At 48.0% G+C, this 15,350-nt stretch carries 20 protein-coding genes; all 20 read right to left on the bottom strand.

Translation table 11 applies throughout. From position 1 onward, the window contains the following. Positions 1-4: 4 nt before the first annotated feature. A complete protein-coding gene (gene infB, locus ACLGL1_RS04650) occupies positions 5-2,356 on the bottom strand; it encodes a translation initiation factor IF-2 (RefSeq protein WP_411007599.1) in 2,352 nt (783 codons plus the stop codon). Positions 2,357-2,381: 25 nt separating this feature from the next. Beyond that, positions 2,382-2,711, bottom strand: coding sequence for a L7Ae/L30e/S12e/Gadd45 family ribosomal protein (locus ACLGL1_RS04645; protein ID WP_408976800.1), 330 nt, complete (start codon positions 2,709-2,711; stop codon positions 2,382-2,384). Next, positions 2,701-2,970 (bottom strand): RNase P modulator RnpM, encoded by a 270-nt coding sequence (rnpM, locus tag ACLGL1_RS04640; protein WP_408976801.1) that lies wholly within the window; start codon positions 2,968-2,970, stop codon positions 2,701-2,703. Before rnpM ends, ACLGL1_RS04645 begins: the two co-directional genes overlap by 11 nt. Before the next feature lie 14 nt (positions 2,971-2,984). Further along, the gene (gene nusA / locus ACLGL1_RS04635) at positions 2,985-4,076 is read right to left on the bottom strand and encodes a transcription termination factor NusA (protein WP_408976802.1); all 1,092 of its coding nucleotides are present in this window, start codon (positions 4,074-4,076) and stop codon (positions 2,985-2,987) included. A 20-nt stretch (positions 4,077-4,096) separates the two neighbouring features. Continuing rightward, positions 4,097-4,570 (bottom strand): ribosome maturation factor RimP, encoded by a 474-nt coding sequence (gene rimP / locus ACLGL1_RS04630; protein WP_411007598.1) that lies wholly within the window; start codon positions 4,568-4,570, stop codon positions 4,097-4,099. Positions 4,571-4,661: 91 nt separating this feature from the next. Further along, positions 4,662-4,892, bottom strand: coding sequence for an acyl carrier protein (acpP, locus tag ACLGL1_RS04625; protein WP_411007597.1), 231 nt, complete (start codon positions 4,890-4,892; stop codon positions 4,662-4,664). 1 nt (position 4,893) lies between these two features. After that, positions 4,894-5,892, bottom strand: coding sequence for a phosphate acyltransferase PlsX (gene plsX, locus ACLGL1_RS04620; RefSeq protein ID WP_411007596.1), 999 nt, complete (start codon positions 5,890-5,892; stop codon positions 4,894-4,896). After that, positions 5,889-6,554, bottom strand: coding sequence for a ribulose-phosphate 3-epimerase (gene rpe / locus ACLGL1_RS04615; RefSeq protein ID WP_411007595.1), 666 nt, complete (start codon positions 6,552-6,554; stop codon positions 5,889-5,891). The genes plsX and rpe overlap by 4 nt, the downstream gene beginning before the upstream one ends. A 13-nt stretch (positions 6,555-6,567) precedes the next feature. Beyond that, a complete protein-coding gene (gene rsgA, locus ACLGL1_RS04610) occupies positions 6,568-7,413 on the bottom strand; it encodes a ribosome small subunit-dependent GTPase A (RefSeq protein WP_411007594.1) in 846 nt (281 codons plus the stop codon). Between the two features lie 10 nt (positions 7,414-7,423). Continuing rightward, positions 7,424-9,358, bottom strand: a complete 1,935-nt coding sequence (pknB, locus tag ACLGL1_RS04605) for a Stk1 family PASTA domain-containing Ser/Thr kinase (RefSeq protein WP_411007593.1) — start codon at positions 9,356-9,358, stop codon at positions 7,424-7,426. Further along, entirely contained in the window at positions 9,343-10,092 is a 750-nt protein-coding gene (locus tag ACLGL1_RS04600) for a PP2C family protein-serine/threonine phosphatase (RefSeq protein ID WP_411007592.1), read from the bottom strand. The genes pknB and ACLGL1_RS04600 overlap by 16 nt, the downstream gene beginning before the upstream one ends. A gap of 165 nt (positions 10,093-10,257) precedes the next feature. Beyond that, the gene (locus ACLGL1_RS04595) at positions 10,258-10,824 is read right to left on the bottom strand and encodes a phage scaffolding protein (protein WP_411007591.1); all 567 of its coding nucleotides are present in this window, start codon (positions 10,822-10,824) and stop codon (positions 10,258-10,260) included. A 450-nt stretch (positions 10,825-11,274) separates the two neighbouring features. Continuing rightward, on the bottom strand, positions 11,275-11,439 hold the full coding sequence (locus ACLGL1_RS04590) for a hypothetical protein (RefSeq protein WP_411007590.1): 165 nt from the start codon (positions 11,437-11,439) through the stop codon (positions 11,275-11,277). A 14-nt stretch (positions 11,440-11,453) separates the two neighbouring features. Then, positions 11,454-11,807 (bottom strand): YjcQ family protein, encoded by a 354-nt coding sequence (locus ACLGL1_RS04585; protein WP_411007589.1) that lies wholly within the window; start codon positions 11,805-11,807, stop codon positions 11,454-11,456. A 39-nt stretch (positions 11,808-11,846) separates the two neighbouring features. After that, positions 11,847-12,035: a hypothetical protein gene (locus tag ACLGL1_RS04580; RefSeq protein ID WP_408976948.1), complete on the bottom strand. Its 189-nt coding sequence runs from the start codon at positions 12,033-12,035 to the stop codon at positions 11,847-11,849. Between the two features lie 67 nt (positions 12,036-12,102). After that, positions 12,103-12,279 carry a hypothetical protein gene (locus ACLGL1_RS04575; RefSeq protein WP_408976947.1) on the bottom strand — a complete coding sequence of 59 codons (177 nt, stop codon included), beginning with the start codon at positions 12,277-12,279 and terminating at the stop codon, positions 12,103-12,105. Further along, a complete protein-coding gene (locus ACLGL1_RS04570; RefSeq protein ID WP_411007588.1) occupies positions 12,266-13,918 on the bottom strand; it encodes a minor capsid protein in 1,653 nt (550 codons plus the stop codon). The genes ACLGL1_RS04575 and ACLGL1_RS04570 overlap by 14 nt, the downstream gene beginning before the upstream one ends. Then, positions 13,887-14,381, bottom strand: coding sequence for a hypothetical protein (locus ACLGL1_RS04565; RefSeq protein ID WP_411007587.1), 495 nt, complete (start codon positions 14,379-14,381; stop codon positions 13,887-13,889). Before ACLGL1_RS04565 ends, ACLGL1_RS04570 begins: the two co-directional genes overlap by 32 nt. 29 nt (positions 14,382-14,410) lie before the next feature. Further along, on the bottom strand, positions 14,411-14,695 hold the full coding sequence (locus ACLGL1_RS04560) for a hypothetical protein (RefSeq protein WP_411007586.1): 285 nt from the start codon (positions 14,693-14,695) through the stop codon (positions 14,411-14,413). 129 nt (positions 14,696-14,824) lie between these two features. Then, the gene (locus tag ACLGL1_RS04555; protein WP_411007585.1) at positions 14,825-15,139 is read right to left on the bottom strand and encodes a YjcQ family protein; all 315 of its coding nucleotides are present in this window, start codon (positions 15,137-15,139) and stop codon (positions 14,825-14,827) included. Positions 15,140-15,350: the final 211 nt, after the last annotated feature.

Genomic DNA, 15,350 nt, shown 5'->3' with positions numbered 1-15,350 from the left:
CCTCCTAAGAGAGTTCGCGTTTAATTTCTTCAAAGGTGTACGCTTCGAAGACGTCACCTTCTTTGATGTCATTGAATTTTTCAAATCCGATACCACATTCATACCCAGCAGCGACCTCTTTAACATCATCTTTAAAGCGTTTTAAAGAGGCCATTTCACCGTCATAAATGACGACGCTGTCGCGAAGAATCCGGATATTGGCATTGCGGACAATTTTACCGTCAGTGACATAGCAGCCGGCGACATTCCCAATCTTAGGTACCTTAAAAACGCTCCGGACCTCTGCTTGGCCCAGGTCAACTTCCCGAATTTCAGGAGCTAAAAGACCGCTCAGGGCATTTTTAACGTCATCGATGGCTTCATAGATAATGCGATAGGTATTGATATCGACATTTTCCTTGTCAGCTAACTTCTTGGCGTTGATATCCGGCCGGACATTAAAGCCAATGATAACAGCCTGGGAGGCCATGGCCAGCATAACGTCAGATTCCCGGATACCACCGACAGCCGTTCGGATAATATTGACCCGGACCTCTTCTGTACCTAATCCCTCTAAAGATTGGCGCATGGCTTCGATAGACCCCTGGGTATCTGCTTTTAAAACGATATTCAATTCCCGGACATCGCCTTCTTGGATCTGGCTGAACAATTCTTCCAGGGAAACCGCCGACCCCCGACTAATTTCTTTCATGTGCTTTTCTTGTTGACGTTTTTCAGCCAGTTGTTTGGCCAGTTTTTCATTGGCAACGGCTGCAAAGTCGTCCCCGGCTTCCGGCACTTCACTGAGCCCGAGAATTTCTGCCGGTGTTGAAGGGCCGGCTTTTTCTAAGGGCTTGCCATTGTAGTCAAACATGGCCCGAATCCGCCCTTGGGTGGAGCCGGCAATGACGAAGTCACCGCTATGAAGGGTCCCGTTTTGAACCAGGAGGGTTGCTACAACCCCACGGCTTTTATCCAGCTTGGATTCAACAACCTTCCCGACAGCATGGCGGTTGGGGTTGGCCTTCAGGTCTTCCATTTCGGCAACTAAGAGAATCATCTCTAGCAGCTCTTCAATACCATCGCCCCGTTTGGCAGATACCGGGACCATAATGGCGTCGCCGCCCCATTCTTCAGCCACAATGCCGTACTGGGTCAGCTCTTGCTTGACCACTTCCGGGTTGGCGTCAGGTTTGTCTATTTTATTGATGGCCACAATAATGGGCACTTCTGCCGCTTTCGCATGGTCAATGGCTTCAATGGTTTGCGGCATGACCCCATCATCTGCAGCGACTACAAGGATGGCAATGTCGGTAATTTGTGCCCCCCGGGCCCGCATGGAAGTAAAGGCTTCGTGGCCTGGAGTATCCAGGAAGGTAATGCGCTCATTATTAAAGCGCACCTGGTAAGCACCAATCTGCTGGGTAATCCCGCCGGCTTCTTGGGTGGTTACGTTCGTTTGGCGAATCTTATCCAGGAGGGAGGTCTTACCATGGTCAACGTGCCCCATGATGGTGACAACAGAGGGACGTTTACGCAGGTCATGAGGATTATCTTCGACTTCCAGTTCCTTGAGTAAGTCCTCTTCCATGGTGGTTTTAACTTCAACGGTTGCCCCATATTCTTCAGCAATAATGGAAGCCGTATCGGCGTCCAATTCCTGATTCATGGTTGCCATCATGCCCAGGCTCATGAGTTTCATGATGATTTCACTGGCCTTTTTACTCAACTGACGGGCCAGGTCTTGGACAGTGATGGTTTCATTAATCACGACATGGTGCTTAACTTCAGCAAATTCGCGCGGTTCATGTTGGGGCGCCCGCTTATTATGGCGTTTGTCCTTTTTCCCCTTGCGATTTTTCTTGTTAAAGGACTGGTTTCTGTTTTGACCGTTCTTATCGTTTCTATTTGAATGGTTGTTTTGATGAGAAGACCGATTGTCATTTGGACGGTTTTGTTGCTTTTGTCTTTTGTTGACGTTTTTCTGGCTATGGGATTTTTCCCCTTTTTTCTGGTCAACATGGTTGCCTTTTTGCTGCCCATTCGACTGGTGCTTATGCTCAGATTTTTGACCATCTTTTTTATGATGATGCCCGGCGCCTCCCCCTGCCTGCCCCTTCTTTTCCTGATGAGAAGCTTGGCTTGACGGGTTGCCCTTGGCACCCTTATGTGTTTTATTTTTATCAGCTGTTTTATTAGATGGTGCGGTAGACTTTGCTTCATGGCTGAATTTGTTTTTGATATCTTGAGCGACAGACTCAGAAACCGTGCTCATGTGGTTTTTCACCGGCACCTGCATTTTTTCCAGTTCCTGAATAATCGTCTTAGAATCTTGTTTCAGCTCTTTAGCGAGTTCATAGATTCGTACTTTTCCCATCATCACACCCCGATTCTTTCTGGTTTTATTTTTCCATAGATTCCATCCTGCATTTTAAGATTGCATCTGCAAATGAGTCATCTAAAAGGGCAACGATGGCTCTGGGCGACTGGCCCATGGCTAAACCTATTGCACTTTTATTTGAAAAAGAAAAGCATGGCAGGTCAAAGCTTTCGGCTTTACGGTACCAGCGGTTTTTAGCTTCTTCGCTGAGATCATCTGCGATGACGAGTAATTTGACTTGGTCTTTTTTCAGAAGGGCTCGCACATTGGCATCGCCTGAGGTGATTTTTTTAGCCTTTTGGGCAAAACCTAAAAGACTTAAGATTTTCTTTTCAACCACTTCACTTAACATAGGCTTGAACCTCGGCCAGGAGTGCCTCAAAAGCTTCGTCTGTTACGGACGTTTTAAAAGAAGCTTGGAGCCTTTTGCGGAAGGACTTATCTAAGCTGCAAATTTCACGACCGCATAAATAAGCGCCCCTTCCCGGCATTTTCCCACTTGGATCAAGATGGAAGGCACCCTTGCTATCTCGCACAATGCGAATTAATTCTCTTTTTGGCAGTTTCTCACCACAGGACAAACAGGTCCTTTCAGGCACTTTTTTTGTCATGGTCCACCTCTTAATTACATTTCATCTGAAAAAATAAAATTATAATTAATCTCCTGCTCGTCCGCTTGGCTTTTGCTTTTTATATCGATTTTCCAGCCGGTCAACTTAGCGGCTAAACGGGCATTTTGCCCCTCTTTGCCAATGGCCAGTGACAACTGGTCATCCGGCACGACAACAATCGCCTTATTTTCCTCTTCATCGACCAAGACATCGATGACCACAGAGGGACTAAGAGATTCGGCAATGTATAAGTCTGGCGACGGTTCCCAGTTGATAATATCGATCTTTTCGCCGTTCAACTCATCGACAACAGCCCGTACCCGAGACCCATTCGGTCCAACACAGGCACCGACCGGGTCGATGTTTTCATCGTTGGAGGCAACGGCAATCTTAGACCGCATACCGGCTTCTCTAGCCACCGACTTGATTTCCACATAGCCATCCTGAATTTCAGGGACTTCAAGCTCAAATAAACGGCTGAGCAAGTCGGCATGGATACGAGAAAGGATAATTTGTGGCCCTTTAGCTGCATTGCGAACTTCGACAATATAGGCCTTGAGCCGTTGGCCGGCTTGGATGTCTTCGCCGGGGATTTGTTCCGCTACAGGCAACATACCATCTGCATTATTGAGCCGTACAGTACATACCCCATGGTCGATCCGGTCAACAATCCCGGTGACGATATCAGACTCGCGGCTGGCAAATTCTTTGAAGACATGTCCACGTTCGGCTTCGCGTAATTTCTGCACAATGACTTGCTTGGCCGTTTGCGCTGCAATCCGGCCGAAATTTTTCGGTTCTTCTTTTTCAGAAATCGTATCCCCGATTTTAGCATGGGGGTAACTTTCCTGAGCATCGAGTAGGGCAATCTCCGTTTGGGGGTCTTCCACTTCAGCAACGACGATGCGGTCGATAAAGACATCGATGGCATCTGTTTTGCTGTTAAACTCAATGCGGACATTCACATCGCTGCCATAGTTTTTCTTATAGGCTGAAACCAGAGATGTTTTAATGGCTTCTTCAATGACAGCCGGCTTTAAGCCCTTTTCTATTTCCAGTAAAGTAAGAATTTCTCGCAAGGAGTCTTTCTTAGCCTTTTTCTTCATGCTCCACCTCAATACCTCTGTTAAAATTCAAAATATAAGTTTGCTTTAGCAATATCAGTATATGCCAGCTGATAGGACTTTCCGGAAGATGTGACCAGGGTAATGCCTTCTTCATCTGCCTTTTCCAAACTACCGACAAGGGTTTTTAGGCTATCCACAGCCTTATAAAGCTTGACGGAAACCAATTGACCGGTAAAACGGATGAAGTCTTGCGGTTTTTTCAGTGGCCGTTCAATCCCCGGGGAAGAAACCTCTAAGCGGTAGGCCCCCTTAATCGGCAGGTCTTCACGCTGGTCTAGGGCCTCTCCTAAAAGCCGATTGATTTTTTCGCAATCGTTTAAATCTATATGTTCATCCTCAGCTAGACGATCACAGAATAACCGTAAGAAATAATCGCCGCCTTCTTTTCTATATTCAACGTCAACCAATTCAAAGCCATAGGATTCTAAAAGGGACGCAAAATGTTTTTCAATGTAGGATTCGGTTGCATTCATAGGGTGTTCACCACCTTTAATAAATAGGAAAGAGTGGGCTGGCCCACTCTTTCCGCTAATAAGTATAACATAGAATTAAGCGTATAGCAAATTAGGATAACAACCGGTCGACATACTTAGAGAGCTCTCCGACATTTTTAAATCCCTCTACCTCTTCATCAGGCAGGTCGACATTAAATTCACTTTCAATATTCATAATCACTTCTACGACGTCTAAGGAATCTGCCTCTACTTCTTCAAAGGTCGTATGCTCGGTAATCTTAGCCGGGTCAATGGACAATTGGTTGGCGACGATTTCTTTCACTTGTTCAAAGGTGGTCATATTATTCCTCCGTTCCATCTTTTGCTACAGCTTCTTCTATCTGAGCGATGAGTTGGGCTTCGATACATTCTTTGGCAACAAGGATACCATTGACGACGGCTCTTGCGTCACTATTCCCGTGACAGACAATGCTGACGCCCTTGACCCCAAGGAGGGGGGCGCCGCCAACGGCTTTAGGATCCATGGTATCTTTGAGGCCATAAAAAGCCGGTTTGAGTAAAAGGGCCCCCATCTTATAGCGGGCACTCTTTTCAATTTCTCTCTTTAAAAGTTTAAAAATATTTTTACCAAAGCCTTCAAGGGTTTTTAAGATGACATTGCCGGTAAAGCCATCACAAACCATGACATCAGCAGTGCCCTCGGTAATTTCCCGTCCTTCTATATTGCCTATAAAGTGAAGGTCAGATTGTTTCAGCAATTGGTGGCTTGCTTGGGTAAGGTCACTGCCCTTTTCTTCTTCAGCCCCATTGTTGATGAGGGCCACCTTGGCCGGCTGACCGGTTAAAAGCTGCATGTATACGGCACCCATGGTGGCGAAGTCCAGAAGGTTATCTGGGTCGACCTGGGTATTGGCCCCGGCATCAACTAAGAGCTTGGGTCCCTGGAGGGTCGGTAGAAGAACGGCAATGGCCGGTCTCTTAATCCCCTTGATCCGGCCTAGGCGAAAGATGGCTGAAGCCATTTGGGCTCCGGTGTTTCCGCAGGAGACGATACCATCGCAATGGCCATCACGGACGAGATCTGTCGCGAGGCGAACAGAAGCTTGTTTTTTCTGACGGAAGGCTGTCGCCGGGTGTTCATTCATGCCGATGACCTCATCGGTATGTACAATCGATAGGCGGTCCTTGACCTGCTCATCGATAAAAGGCTTAATCTGGGCTTCATCGCCTACTAGGACAATTTCCTCTATTTCCGGAAATTGTTGGAGGGCTTGGCAGGCACCTAGGACGACTTCTTTTGGTGCATAGTCGCCGCCCATTGCATCTACGGCTATCTTCATTGAGCCTCCTTGCCGGTGGCTGCTAGAATCCCTTCCAGGGCCGCTTTTCGGTCCTCTTTGCCAAATATAGCTGATCCGGCAACGAGGCACTTGGCCCCAGCATCGACAACCGCCTTGGCGTTATCTGTGGTAATGCCACCATCTACCTGGAGAATAGCTTTAGAGCCGGCTTCATCCATGAGCCGACGGAGTTCTTTGATCTTAAAGGTGATGTCTATAAAGGACTGGCCCCCAAATCCCGGGTGGACGCTCATAAGTAAAATCAGGTCAGCTTCAGTCAAATAGGGTTCAACAGCTGAAAGGGGAGTTTCCGGGTTGATGGAAAGGCCGGCCTTACAGCCCAGGGCCTTGATATCGGCCAGGGTTTGATGGACATCCCGGCTGGCTTCCTCATGGACTGTAATTAAATCGGCGCCGGCATCGGCAAAGTCTTTGAGGTAGCGGCTGGGCTCGGCAATCATCAAGTGGCAGTCAAAAAAGAGGTCGGAGACCTTGCGAATGGCCTTGATGACAGGGATCCCGAAAGAAATATTAGGCACAAAAAGGCCATCCATGACATCTAGGTGAAGCCAGGGTGCTCCGGCTTGATCGATGGCTTTTAATTCATCTTCGAGCCGGGCAAAATTAGCGGATAAAAGAGACGGTGAAATGATTATAGACACAAGCAGCCCCCTCTTACTCTAGTTCGGATAGTAAAGTGCAGTAATTCTGATAGCGTTTATCGGATAGTATACCCGAATGAACAGCTGTTTTAACACCGCATACCGGTTCATTGATATGCAGACAGTCTCTATACTGGCAGCCATCTGCCTGGTCCATAAAGTCAGGGTAGTAGTGAGATAGGTCCCTTCCTTCTAAATCCTTAGGCAGGTGGAGCATGTTGAAACCGGGTGTATCGACAATAAAGCCACTTTCAAAAGGGATAAAGCGGGTGGTCCGGGTGGTGTGCCGCCCCCGCTTTAATTTATCGCTCACTGAGGCGGTGGCCTGGTCATCACTGCCTGTTAAGGCATTAATGAGGGTTGATTTTCCCACGCCGGATTGGCCGGCGATGGCGGTGGTTTTTCCGCTTAATTCATCCAGCAAGCCCTCTACCCCTAGCCGGTCTCGGGCGCTAACCCGAAAAACCGGGTAGCTATCGCGATAATAGGCCTGGACAGCTGTTAAGTCAGCGGTCAAATCAACCTTATTAAAGACTAAAAGCGGTCTGATTTGATGGTAGTGGGCAATCACCAGCAGGCGATCAATCAATAAAAAATCCACTTCCGGGTCCTTTAGGGCAGATAGGATAATTAATTGATCGATATTGGATAGGCTAGGCCGGTGCAAGACATTCTTTCTAGGATAGATGGACTCTATTGTGCCCTCGGCCTGCTGGCCAGGCGCAATCGCCACCCAATCCCCGGCCACAGCGATTTGCTCGCCTCTTTTATTTTTCCCGCGCAAGCGGCAGGTATAGAGGCCCCCTTCTGTGAGCACCTCATAAAACCCGCCATGCGCAGTTAAAACCCGGCCTTTCATAGTCACCTCACTAAGTGCTGATTTGATCAACTTCTCTACCATTCAGGCTAACATGTAACTTACTCCCGGCGGGAGCATTATAGTTTTTACTGAAGGACTCGCCCTCTTCGTGTACACCCCGGTAGAGCATGGTTTGGTTCCCTGATGCATCCGTTTGGGTAATAACGACGACTCCCTTTTCCGGTAAGACAAAGGACACATTGACAGGAACATCTTCACTGACATGTCTGCCCGTCCCAATAGTGAGGGTAACGCCGGTCCCTTTTTCAAGTTCGGCACCAGGTTCAATGGATTGACCGATAACGCGATCCTTATTATCATTGGAGGATTCTTCTTCACTGGTTGAAGAGACACTCAAGCCACGGCCGGCTAAGGCCGACCGGGCTTCTGAAAGTTTCATTCCCCGCAAGTCCGGCATGGTAGCGTATTCCGGTTTTTTGCCCAAGCTCACCGTAATGTCTATAGCCGTATCCTTGTCGACTTCTTTACCGGACCGGGGTGACTGGGAAATGACCTTTCCTTCCGGGACACTGCTGTCATAGTCCGTCTGGACCTTACCAAGGCGCAGCTTGGCATCCGCTAAAGCTTCTCTAGCTTCAGCCTCTGTTTGTCCCTCTAAGTCCGGCACTTCTATTTTTTTAGGGCCTCGGCTGACGACAACGCCGATAAGGCGGCCTTTTCTAACCTTTTTGCCGGCTACCGGATCCTGACTAATGATGGCCCCTTTTTCAATCTCATCACTATATTCGGTATCAATTTCCTTAATGCGCAAGCCCTCTTGGGCAATAATCTGTTCTGCATCCGGATAGGAAAATCCAATGACAGAAGGCACTTCTATATTCCCGCCGCCAATAAATGACTGGGCAATTTTAAGGGTCCCAAAGGCAGCGAGTAAAACTAAAAGGAAAATCAACACCCGCGTCCAGCGCTTTTTTCGGTCGGCTCTTTTTTTATCCTTAGAGGCCTTTTTGCTTTCCTTCTTGGTTAGTGCCGGCTTGGTTGGCACCGACATGTCTGCATGCTTTTGGGTCAGGTTGCGCGGCAGGGCCAGGGTATCATTCATCGGGTCCAGGTCCGCCTCTACCTGTGGAAAAACCGGCATAGGCTGGTAACCGGTCATATCAGAAGCATCGCTTTCTCGAATCACTTCAAGCGTTTCCGCCAGCTCTGCCATATCTCGGAAACGAAGGTCCTTGTCTTTTTCCAGGCACTTCAAGACCACGGCTTCCATTGCTACCGGGATACCGGGGACAATGGATGTTGGCGGGACAGGCTCTTCTTGAATATGCTTTAAGGCAACGCTGACAGGGTTGTCACTGGTAAAAGGCACCTGGCCGCAAAGCATCTCATATAGGACAATCCCCAAGGAGTAAATGTCGGATTTTTCATCAACCCGCTCCCCTCGGGCCTGCTCCGGTGAAAAATAGTGGGCTGAGCCTAAGATGCCCTTGTTATGGGTAATGGTCGTACTGGAAAGCATTTGCGCAATGCCAAAGTCTGTAATTTTTACTAGGCCACTGCGATCAACTAAGATATTATGGCTCTTAACATCTTTATGTATAATATGGTTTTTGTGGGCGGCGTCTAACCCCCGGGCCGCCTGGATGCCAATATCAGCGACCTGGTCCCAGGGGAGGTAGCCCTCATCATTAATGATTTGCTTAATGGACATCCCCTCAACAAATTCCATGACTAGGTAGGCCGGATCTTGGCTGGCGTCAAAATCATAGATATTGACAATGTTGGGATGGTTTAAGGCCGCAATAGACTTGGCCTCTTTTTTAAAATGCCGTAAGAATTCCGGATCTTCGACGTATTCTTCCCGGAGGACTTTAACCGCAACTTGCCGGTCCAAAAAGGTGTCCTTGGCCAGATAAACAATGGCCATTCCACCACCACCAATTTTCCGGATGATTTCATAGCGACCGCCTAGAATGTCTTGCACAGTTGACCGCCTCCTTCCTGTCGATAGAGAACAATTGTCAGGTTATCCCTGGCCCCACGCTCTAACGCCAATTGCTCAAAACGCAAGGCCACTTCTTCCAGGTCATCGGTGTAGCTGACGACTTCATACATTTCTTCCACATTTGTATACCGATACATACCATCAGTCATCAGCAGTAAGATATCCCCTGCCGATAGGTCACCTGACAAAAATTGAGGGTCACAACTGGGCTCCGGTCCAATAGCCCGCATCAAGGTGTTCTTAGGACTATCTACTCTATTTTTTAACATAGCCTGGCGCATGTCTTCATCTAAATTTTCTAATTCCGCCCAGAAGGTATGGTCTTTTGACAGCTGGTTAGGAAGGCTATTCTGATGAAGGATATAGGCTCGTGAATCGCCCAAATGGCCGAGGTAGTATTTTCCATCACGGATGATAAAGGCCGTTAAGGTCGTCCCCATAATGCCCCCATTGGTTTTGTTTTCTTGATAGCTATGCACCTTTGCATTCGCCCGTTGAAAGCCCTCCCGGAGAAGGGCTTCAGCCGGTAAGTGGATATTCTCCTCTATAAACCAATGCAGCTCATCAACAGCCAGCTGGCTGGCAATATGCCCGTTTTGATGTCCACCGATACCATCAGCGATAATTAAAAAACGTCCCCTTCCATCACAATAGTATTCATCTTCATTCGTTTTACGCACTAAGCCAATATGCGAACGGCCAGCAACCAACAAGCCTGTCACCTTCTTCAGTATAAATTTGCATATAAACGCACAGTAATGTATCAAGCTAATCATACCATGATTGATTATAAATGAAAAGATGACAGAAAAAAATCAAAAGTGCGGAAACAGCTAAGGAAGGCTGTCTTATTTTCTAAGTGATTGCTTAGATAACATCTAGGATGATATATCCAGCTGCTGAGATAAGTTTTTATCCGGCCCTCTGGCGCCATCGCCGCCGGCCGGAGGGACAAAGGGCTTGAAGCCGCTGCCCTCTGGCTTAGTCTCTTGCTGCTCATCTGGCTTTTCTTGCGGTGCAAATAAGTAGGGCCGGTGTTCCTGCATGTGGGCCAGTTGCTTGTCTAGGCCCTCTAGCTTGCCGTCTTTGACCAGGAGGGCTTCCCGGGCCAGGAGCTTTTTCACGATGTCGGCGTCATAGGCGCCGCTACCGGTTAGCCCCTTGTCTAGGAGGCTATCAAAGCGGAGGTCTTCCAGTTCCTGGACGCTGGCCTTGTATTTTTCCTCCCAGTCGTCAGCGGACTTCTGAATGGCCTCGATATCCATGTCCTTGTAGCCCTTGATGGTCTCGGTGGCGTCGGCCAGCTGGGCCTGGAGGGTGTCTCTTTCCTTTTTCAGGCCCTCCGCCTTACCCTGCTCGGCCTTGATGTCTTTTCCGTTTTCTGCCATGACTGCGTCAATTTGCTCTTGGGTTAGGCCTAACTTTTTAAGGGTGTCTGTATTCATGGGGTCTCCTCTCTCGCCTAGGCTTTTTAGGTCGTCGCCATGACCGGGCGTTCCCGTTTTAGGTCGGGCAACCAATTTTAGGTATAGAAAATAGACCTTTTAACGACTTGTCCAGGTCGGTATGGTATACTATTTCTGTTGTCATTACCCATTCCGGCAACGGAAGGGAGGTGTCATGCATGCTAGAAGTATTGGCTTCTTTAGCTTTCCCTATCATAGCAGGTGTCATTACTCACCTCATCTGCAAATGGCTGGATAAGGAAGAAAGCAAATGACAACCAGCCTAAAGAAAAACCACCGGCTCACCCCCGGTGGTTTTTTGTGCCATACATGCTGGCATTGGCTTCTTTTGACAGGCGGCAAAGGCCCTGTCTTATATACAGTATACCACAGTCTCTAGCTTTTTAAACCCTTTTGTGCTTTACCCTGCACGGGAGATAGTGGATCACCTCAGGTCTTTTTACGTTCAGTCGCCGGGATGTGTTTGGCGGTCTCTACAAAGCGTACCCCGCTGGCGTCAATGATGACAGCGGCCCCGGGGCGTTTTTCCGCTATGATTTCAGCTACCTGTAGGGCTAGGTCCATAAGCCATCCGCTTACTTCTTTCTTGTCCATGGGCTTCTCCTTGGCTAGATAAAGGGCATGATGTCTTTCAAGGTCTTTAAGGTCTCATAGGCCTTTTTCATGAAGCTATTTTCCTGCAGGTAGGAAATGCCTGCGGGCGCAATACATGTATCCTCTAGGCCCCGGAATTGAACCACCTTTTTACTGCCTAGGCTAGGCGCCTCGCAGGTATATAGCCCCTCGATTAATCCGTCCTTTAGCAGGTGTTCGAGGATGTAGCTATAGTAGTCCGGGTCTATTTCCTCCGGATAGGCTTCCAGGCGGATAATGCTTTTATCTACCGGCCTGCCCTTTTTCAGGCAGTCGTACAGGTAACTAAGTAGGTAATAGACGATAACGTGGTAGTCATCTTTTGCCATGGCTTGCCTCCTCCCAAGTCGTTTCAACATCAGAATAAGCTACATCAATAATTGTTGCAGTAGTTCTCGCTCATTTTCAAGGTCTCCCAGTGTAACTTGGGGGACCTTACTTGTGTACAAACGTTCTATGGCGCTTGAAAGCCTTGACCACTGTCTGTAATTTAATTTCTCAACCAAGGCCAGAGCCTGCTCCAATTGCTCCTCCGTTAAACCTGAAAGCACTTTCATAAATAATCTCCTTTCAACACAAAAGCCACCCGGATTGGGTGGCTTTTAATATATTTTTCGGAGTGTATTAGCCCCACTCCTCGCATTGCTTATCCAATTCCAACTGCTTGGCCCACGCTTTTTTTGCCGATTCCGGAGCGTCTTCGGGCAGGTATAGATGCCCTTTATCAGTTATTTTAAGGTAGGGCTTATAAATCTCAGCCAGTCCTTTATAAGGCTTTAATTGCTCTTTAGTCATCAACATGCCTAAACACCTCCTTAAATAATTTATCTAGTCGGGCACTCTGCGTCCCCCCGTCACGTATAAAAAGTGTAAACCATTCTGCATAAGGTTCATTAGTCCGCCAGTTGCTCGATGCATATTCACTTAGAACGTTTACTAATTCCTCTTGCGAGGCTTTCGAGAGTGCCAACAGAATATCTTTTTCTAAATATTCTTTAGCTTCTATAAGACTATTATACCTCTTGGCATGGCGCTTGTAAAACTTTTCAACGGCTTTCCAGTGATAATAATGCCCTATTTCGTGTAGGATGACATCATTTAAGCTTTTTGCCGTTGTGTGTTTTACTGACTCTGGATCAAAATTTCTAATTAGGTTTTTAGGCAGGTATATAGCCTTATCGGCTTTATGGTATCCCCCTATCTTCCCTCTTAAAAAATTATTATCCGTGACCATGAGCGGAGGTAAATCTTTTAAGTTGTATTTTTGTTCGATATACCTCAACTCTTTGTCCACTTGATGGGCTAATTTACTGCCATCATGCAGCTTGTCTTGTACCCAGATATTGTGTTTTTCCTTAGTCTTTCGTACAAACTTAGCACTCACAGATACGGTTGCCCCATTTTCAATAAAGGATATTGTAGCCTTTTTCGCCTTCATAGGGTCCATAGCTGCGGATGTTTTTTCTTCCTGCCCCTCTGTCACCCATTCCTTATAGGTCCTGGCATTAGTCAGGTAGGTCTTGCCGTCTGCATCTCTGGCGGCTCGGGGGCCGTCGGGCAGGAGGTCATCAAAGTCGGGGTCGTAGGGGGCAGTGGTGGTCCGGCACCAGGGGTGGAAGGGTGGGGCGGTGGCGCCTATTTCCATCTTGCTGGTGGGGAAGCGCTTGCCGTCCATTTCCTGGCATATGGTTGAGATCTTGCTGTCCAGGGTGGCGACGATTTCGTATTGCTTGACGCCGGTGGCCTTGTAGGCTTCTTGGGTGCCGGCGGTGGCTATGGCGTTGGATTCGGTCATGACCAGGCGGCCTATGGCGCTTCTCATGGTCTTTTCCGGGAAGGCGCCGACTAGGGCCTTGACGGTCTCGTCCGGCGCTAGGCTTAGGGCCACTTGCCGGCTGAGGGTTTGGTGGAGGGTGTTGACCAGGGTGGCCTGGTCTTTCCACAGGCGTTGGGAGAAGGTGAGGCCGTCTACTGCCCAGGGTTTCCGGATGGCGGCGTCTAGCCGGGAGAGGGTCATGTCTATATGGGGCATGGTGATAAAGGCGGTATCCTTTAGGCCGGTTAGGGTGGCCCGGTAGGTGTCGCTATACTGCTTTTTTAGGTGGTCGGCCAGGTCTTTGTCATAGCTGCTGTAAAATAGCTGCATTTCTCGCCGGAGGGTATCCTTGGCGGCCTGGAGCCTGGATATCCGGACCCGCCTAGAGGCGTTATCCAGCTCCCGCTCCATCTGGCTGGTTAGGGCGCCGGCCTGTCGGGCTCTCCGGGCAAAGGTTTCCAGGTCCATCCGGTAACCGGCAAGCTCGCCCCGGCTTAGGGCTTCGGCGGCCTTTTGCGGGGACAGGTGGTTTTTGTCGGCCATCTTGGACAGGTGGCTGTACATTTCAGTGTCTATCTGCCGGAGGGCCTGGTCATAGGTCCTGGCGATGGACTGGACCGTCAAAGCCCTCGCCTAGGCCTCCGGTAGACGTCCTGGTCCTAAACTGGATGACCCCACCGGATTCAAGAAGTTCAAGCCTTTCCTGCCCCTTGGCCTTAATAGAGTTAAAGTGTTCCTTATCCACCAGGCCCATCTTTTCTAGGTACCTTTTGAGTTTTTCAAAGGACGCATGCGCCATTGAAATCCTATGGGCCGTATGTAGGATATTGAGCCCATGAAAGAGCCCCCAGAGTTCAGCCATATAGACCACTTCCGTCTTCCCATTCCGCCGGGGAATGGCATAGCCAAACTTGGAATGCGTCCAAAGTCCCTCCTCATTGACCGCAAACAAGTCTTCCACCATCTGCTCCTGCCAAGGGTAAGGCCTTAGCCCTGTCCGCTTATAAAGGTCCACCGCCTCACTGCCAAGACTTTGCTCATAGCCTAAAATGACCGATACCGTGGGCGTTTGCCTGCCATACCTCACCAAGGCTCAAGCCCCTCCCAAATGAAACGTTATTTCAGCAGTTTATTATCTTTTAGTACAGTATAAATTCCCTTTCCCAATGCATTGACCTCATCCTCTGTAAGGCCAATGCCGTACATATCATCTATGCCATGTATCACTTCATGAATGAGACCTTCATTGCGTGTATCCCGGTTGTACCTGTTACTTAAATAGATGACGTTCTCATTATAATCAATCTTGCCAATCAACTCTGTGCCGTTCTCAAAAAGCACCTGCTTGGGGTCCAAGTACTTAATCTGATAATCCTTGTAGCCTATTTTTATTTTTTCCATTATTTCCCTCCAACAAAAAAGCACATCTAACAAACGTTAGGTGCGCTTTATGGCATTTGCTTAACCCTTACGTGAATCTCCTCGTATATAGCCTTCCAACACAAAAACCACCTGCCGTTTGGTGGGTGGTTAGGCGATTACATCAATGATACCTTTTGCCGCTTTTGCGGCTTTTTTCATCATGCTGTTGTCCTCTAGATATTCTAAGCCCTTGAGTGTGATACGAGGGCGTATCAGCTTGATACCAAAATTACCATACATTTCTTCCGTGGCTATAACACCCTCAATGTAATCATTATCCACAAGCATTTTCATAATAGCTTCCCACATTGCCACGCTTACTCCAAGTGCCTCTGCCGAAATCCACGTATTATCAAATTCCTCGTATTCCATGCTGGTGCATAGTATCTTTAAAATCTTATATATAATCTTAAATTGTTCCATATCTTCACCTATTCCAAAATGTCGATAGATTTTATCTCGGATTCAAATATTTTAACCCATTTAATTGGCCTGTTAACTGATAAATCGTCCTGTCCTTCAGAAATTCAAATGGCAGATTGTCAAATCAAGTGCAACACTTCGTGTTGAAATACTTCAAGAGGTGTTTTCCACCCTAGGCATTTTCTAGGTCGGTTGTTTATTTTTAACAAGA

The sequence above is a fragment of the Peptococcus simiae genome (assembly GCF_046569735.1).
In the GTDB taxonomy this organism is placed as follows: Bacteria; Bacillota; Peptococcia; order Peptococcales; family Peptococcaceae; genus Peptococcus; species Peptococcus simiae_A.
Note: the sequence above shows the minus strand (reverse complement) of the source record. Positions and strands in the feature narration are given on the sequence as shown.

Coding starts and splice junctions, on each gene's coding strand:
- infB (WP_411007599.1), bottom strand. CDS start 2,356: ATGGGAAAAGTACGAATCTATGAACTCGCTAAAGAGCTGAAACAAGAT.
- ACLGL1_RS04645 (WP_408976800.1), bottom strand. CDS start 2,711: ATGTTAAGTGAAGTGGTTGAAAAGAAAATCTTAAGTCTTTTAGGTTTT.
- rnpM (WP_408976801.1), bottom strand. CDS start 2,970: ATGACAAAAAAAGTGCCTGAAAGGACCTGTTTGTCCTGTGGTGAGAAA.
- nusA (WP_408976802.1), bottom strand. CDS start 4,076: ATGAAGAAAAAGGCTAAGAAAGACTCCTTGCGAGAAATTCTTACTTTA.
- rimP (WP_411007598.1), bottom strand. CDS start 4,570: ATGAATGCAACCGAATCCTACATTGAAAAACATTTTGCGTCCCTTTTA.
- acpP (WP_411007597.1), bottom strand. CDS start 4,892: ATGACCACCTTTGAACAAGTGAAAGAAATCGTCGCCAACCAATTGTCC.
- plsX (WP_411007596.1), bottom strand. CDS start 5,892: ATGAAGATAGCCGTAGATGCAATGGGCGGCGACTATGCACCAAAAGAA.
- rsgA (WP_411007594.1), bottom strand. CDS start 7,413: ATGAAAGGCCGGGTTTTAACTGCGCATGGCGGGTTTTATGAGGTGCTC.
- ACLGL1_RS04595 (WP_411007591.1), bottom strand. CDS start 10,824: ATGAATACAGACACCCTTAAAAAGTTAGGCCTAACCCAAGAGCAAATT.
- ACLGL1_RS04590 (WP_411007590.1), bottom strand. CDS start 11,439: ATGGACAAGAAAGAAGTAAGCGGATGGCTTATGGACCTAGCCCTACAG.
- ACLGL1_RS04585 (WP_411007589.1), bottom strand. CDS start 11,807: ATGGCAAAAGATGACTACCACGTTATCGTCTATTACCTACTTAGTTAC.
- ACLGL1_RS04580 (WP_408976948.1), bottom strand. CDS start 12,035: ATGAAAGTGCTTTCAGGTTTAACGGAGGAGCAATTGGAGCAGGCTCTG.
- ACLGL1_RS04575 (WP_408976947.1), bottom strand. CDS start 12,279: ATGTTGATGACTAAAGAGCAATTAAAGCCTTATAAAGGACTGGCTGAG.
- ACLGL1_RS04560 (WP_411007586.1), bottom strand. CDS start 14,695: ATGGAAAAAATAAAAATAGGCTACAAGGATTATCAGATTAAGTACTTG.
- ACLGL1_RS04555 (WP_411007585.1), bottom strand. CDS start 15,139: ATGGAACAATTTAAGATTATATATAAGATTTTAAAGATACTATGCACC.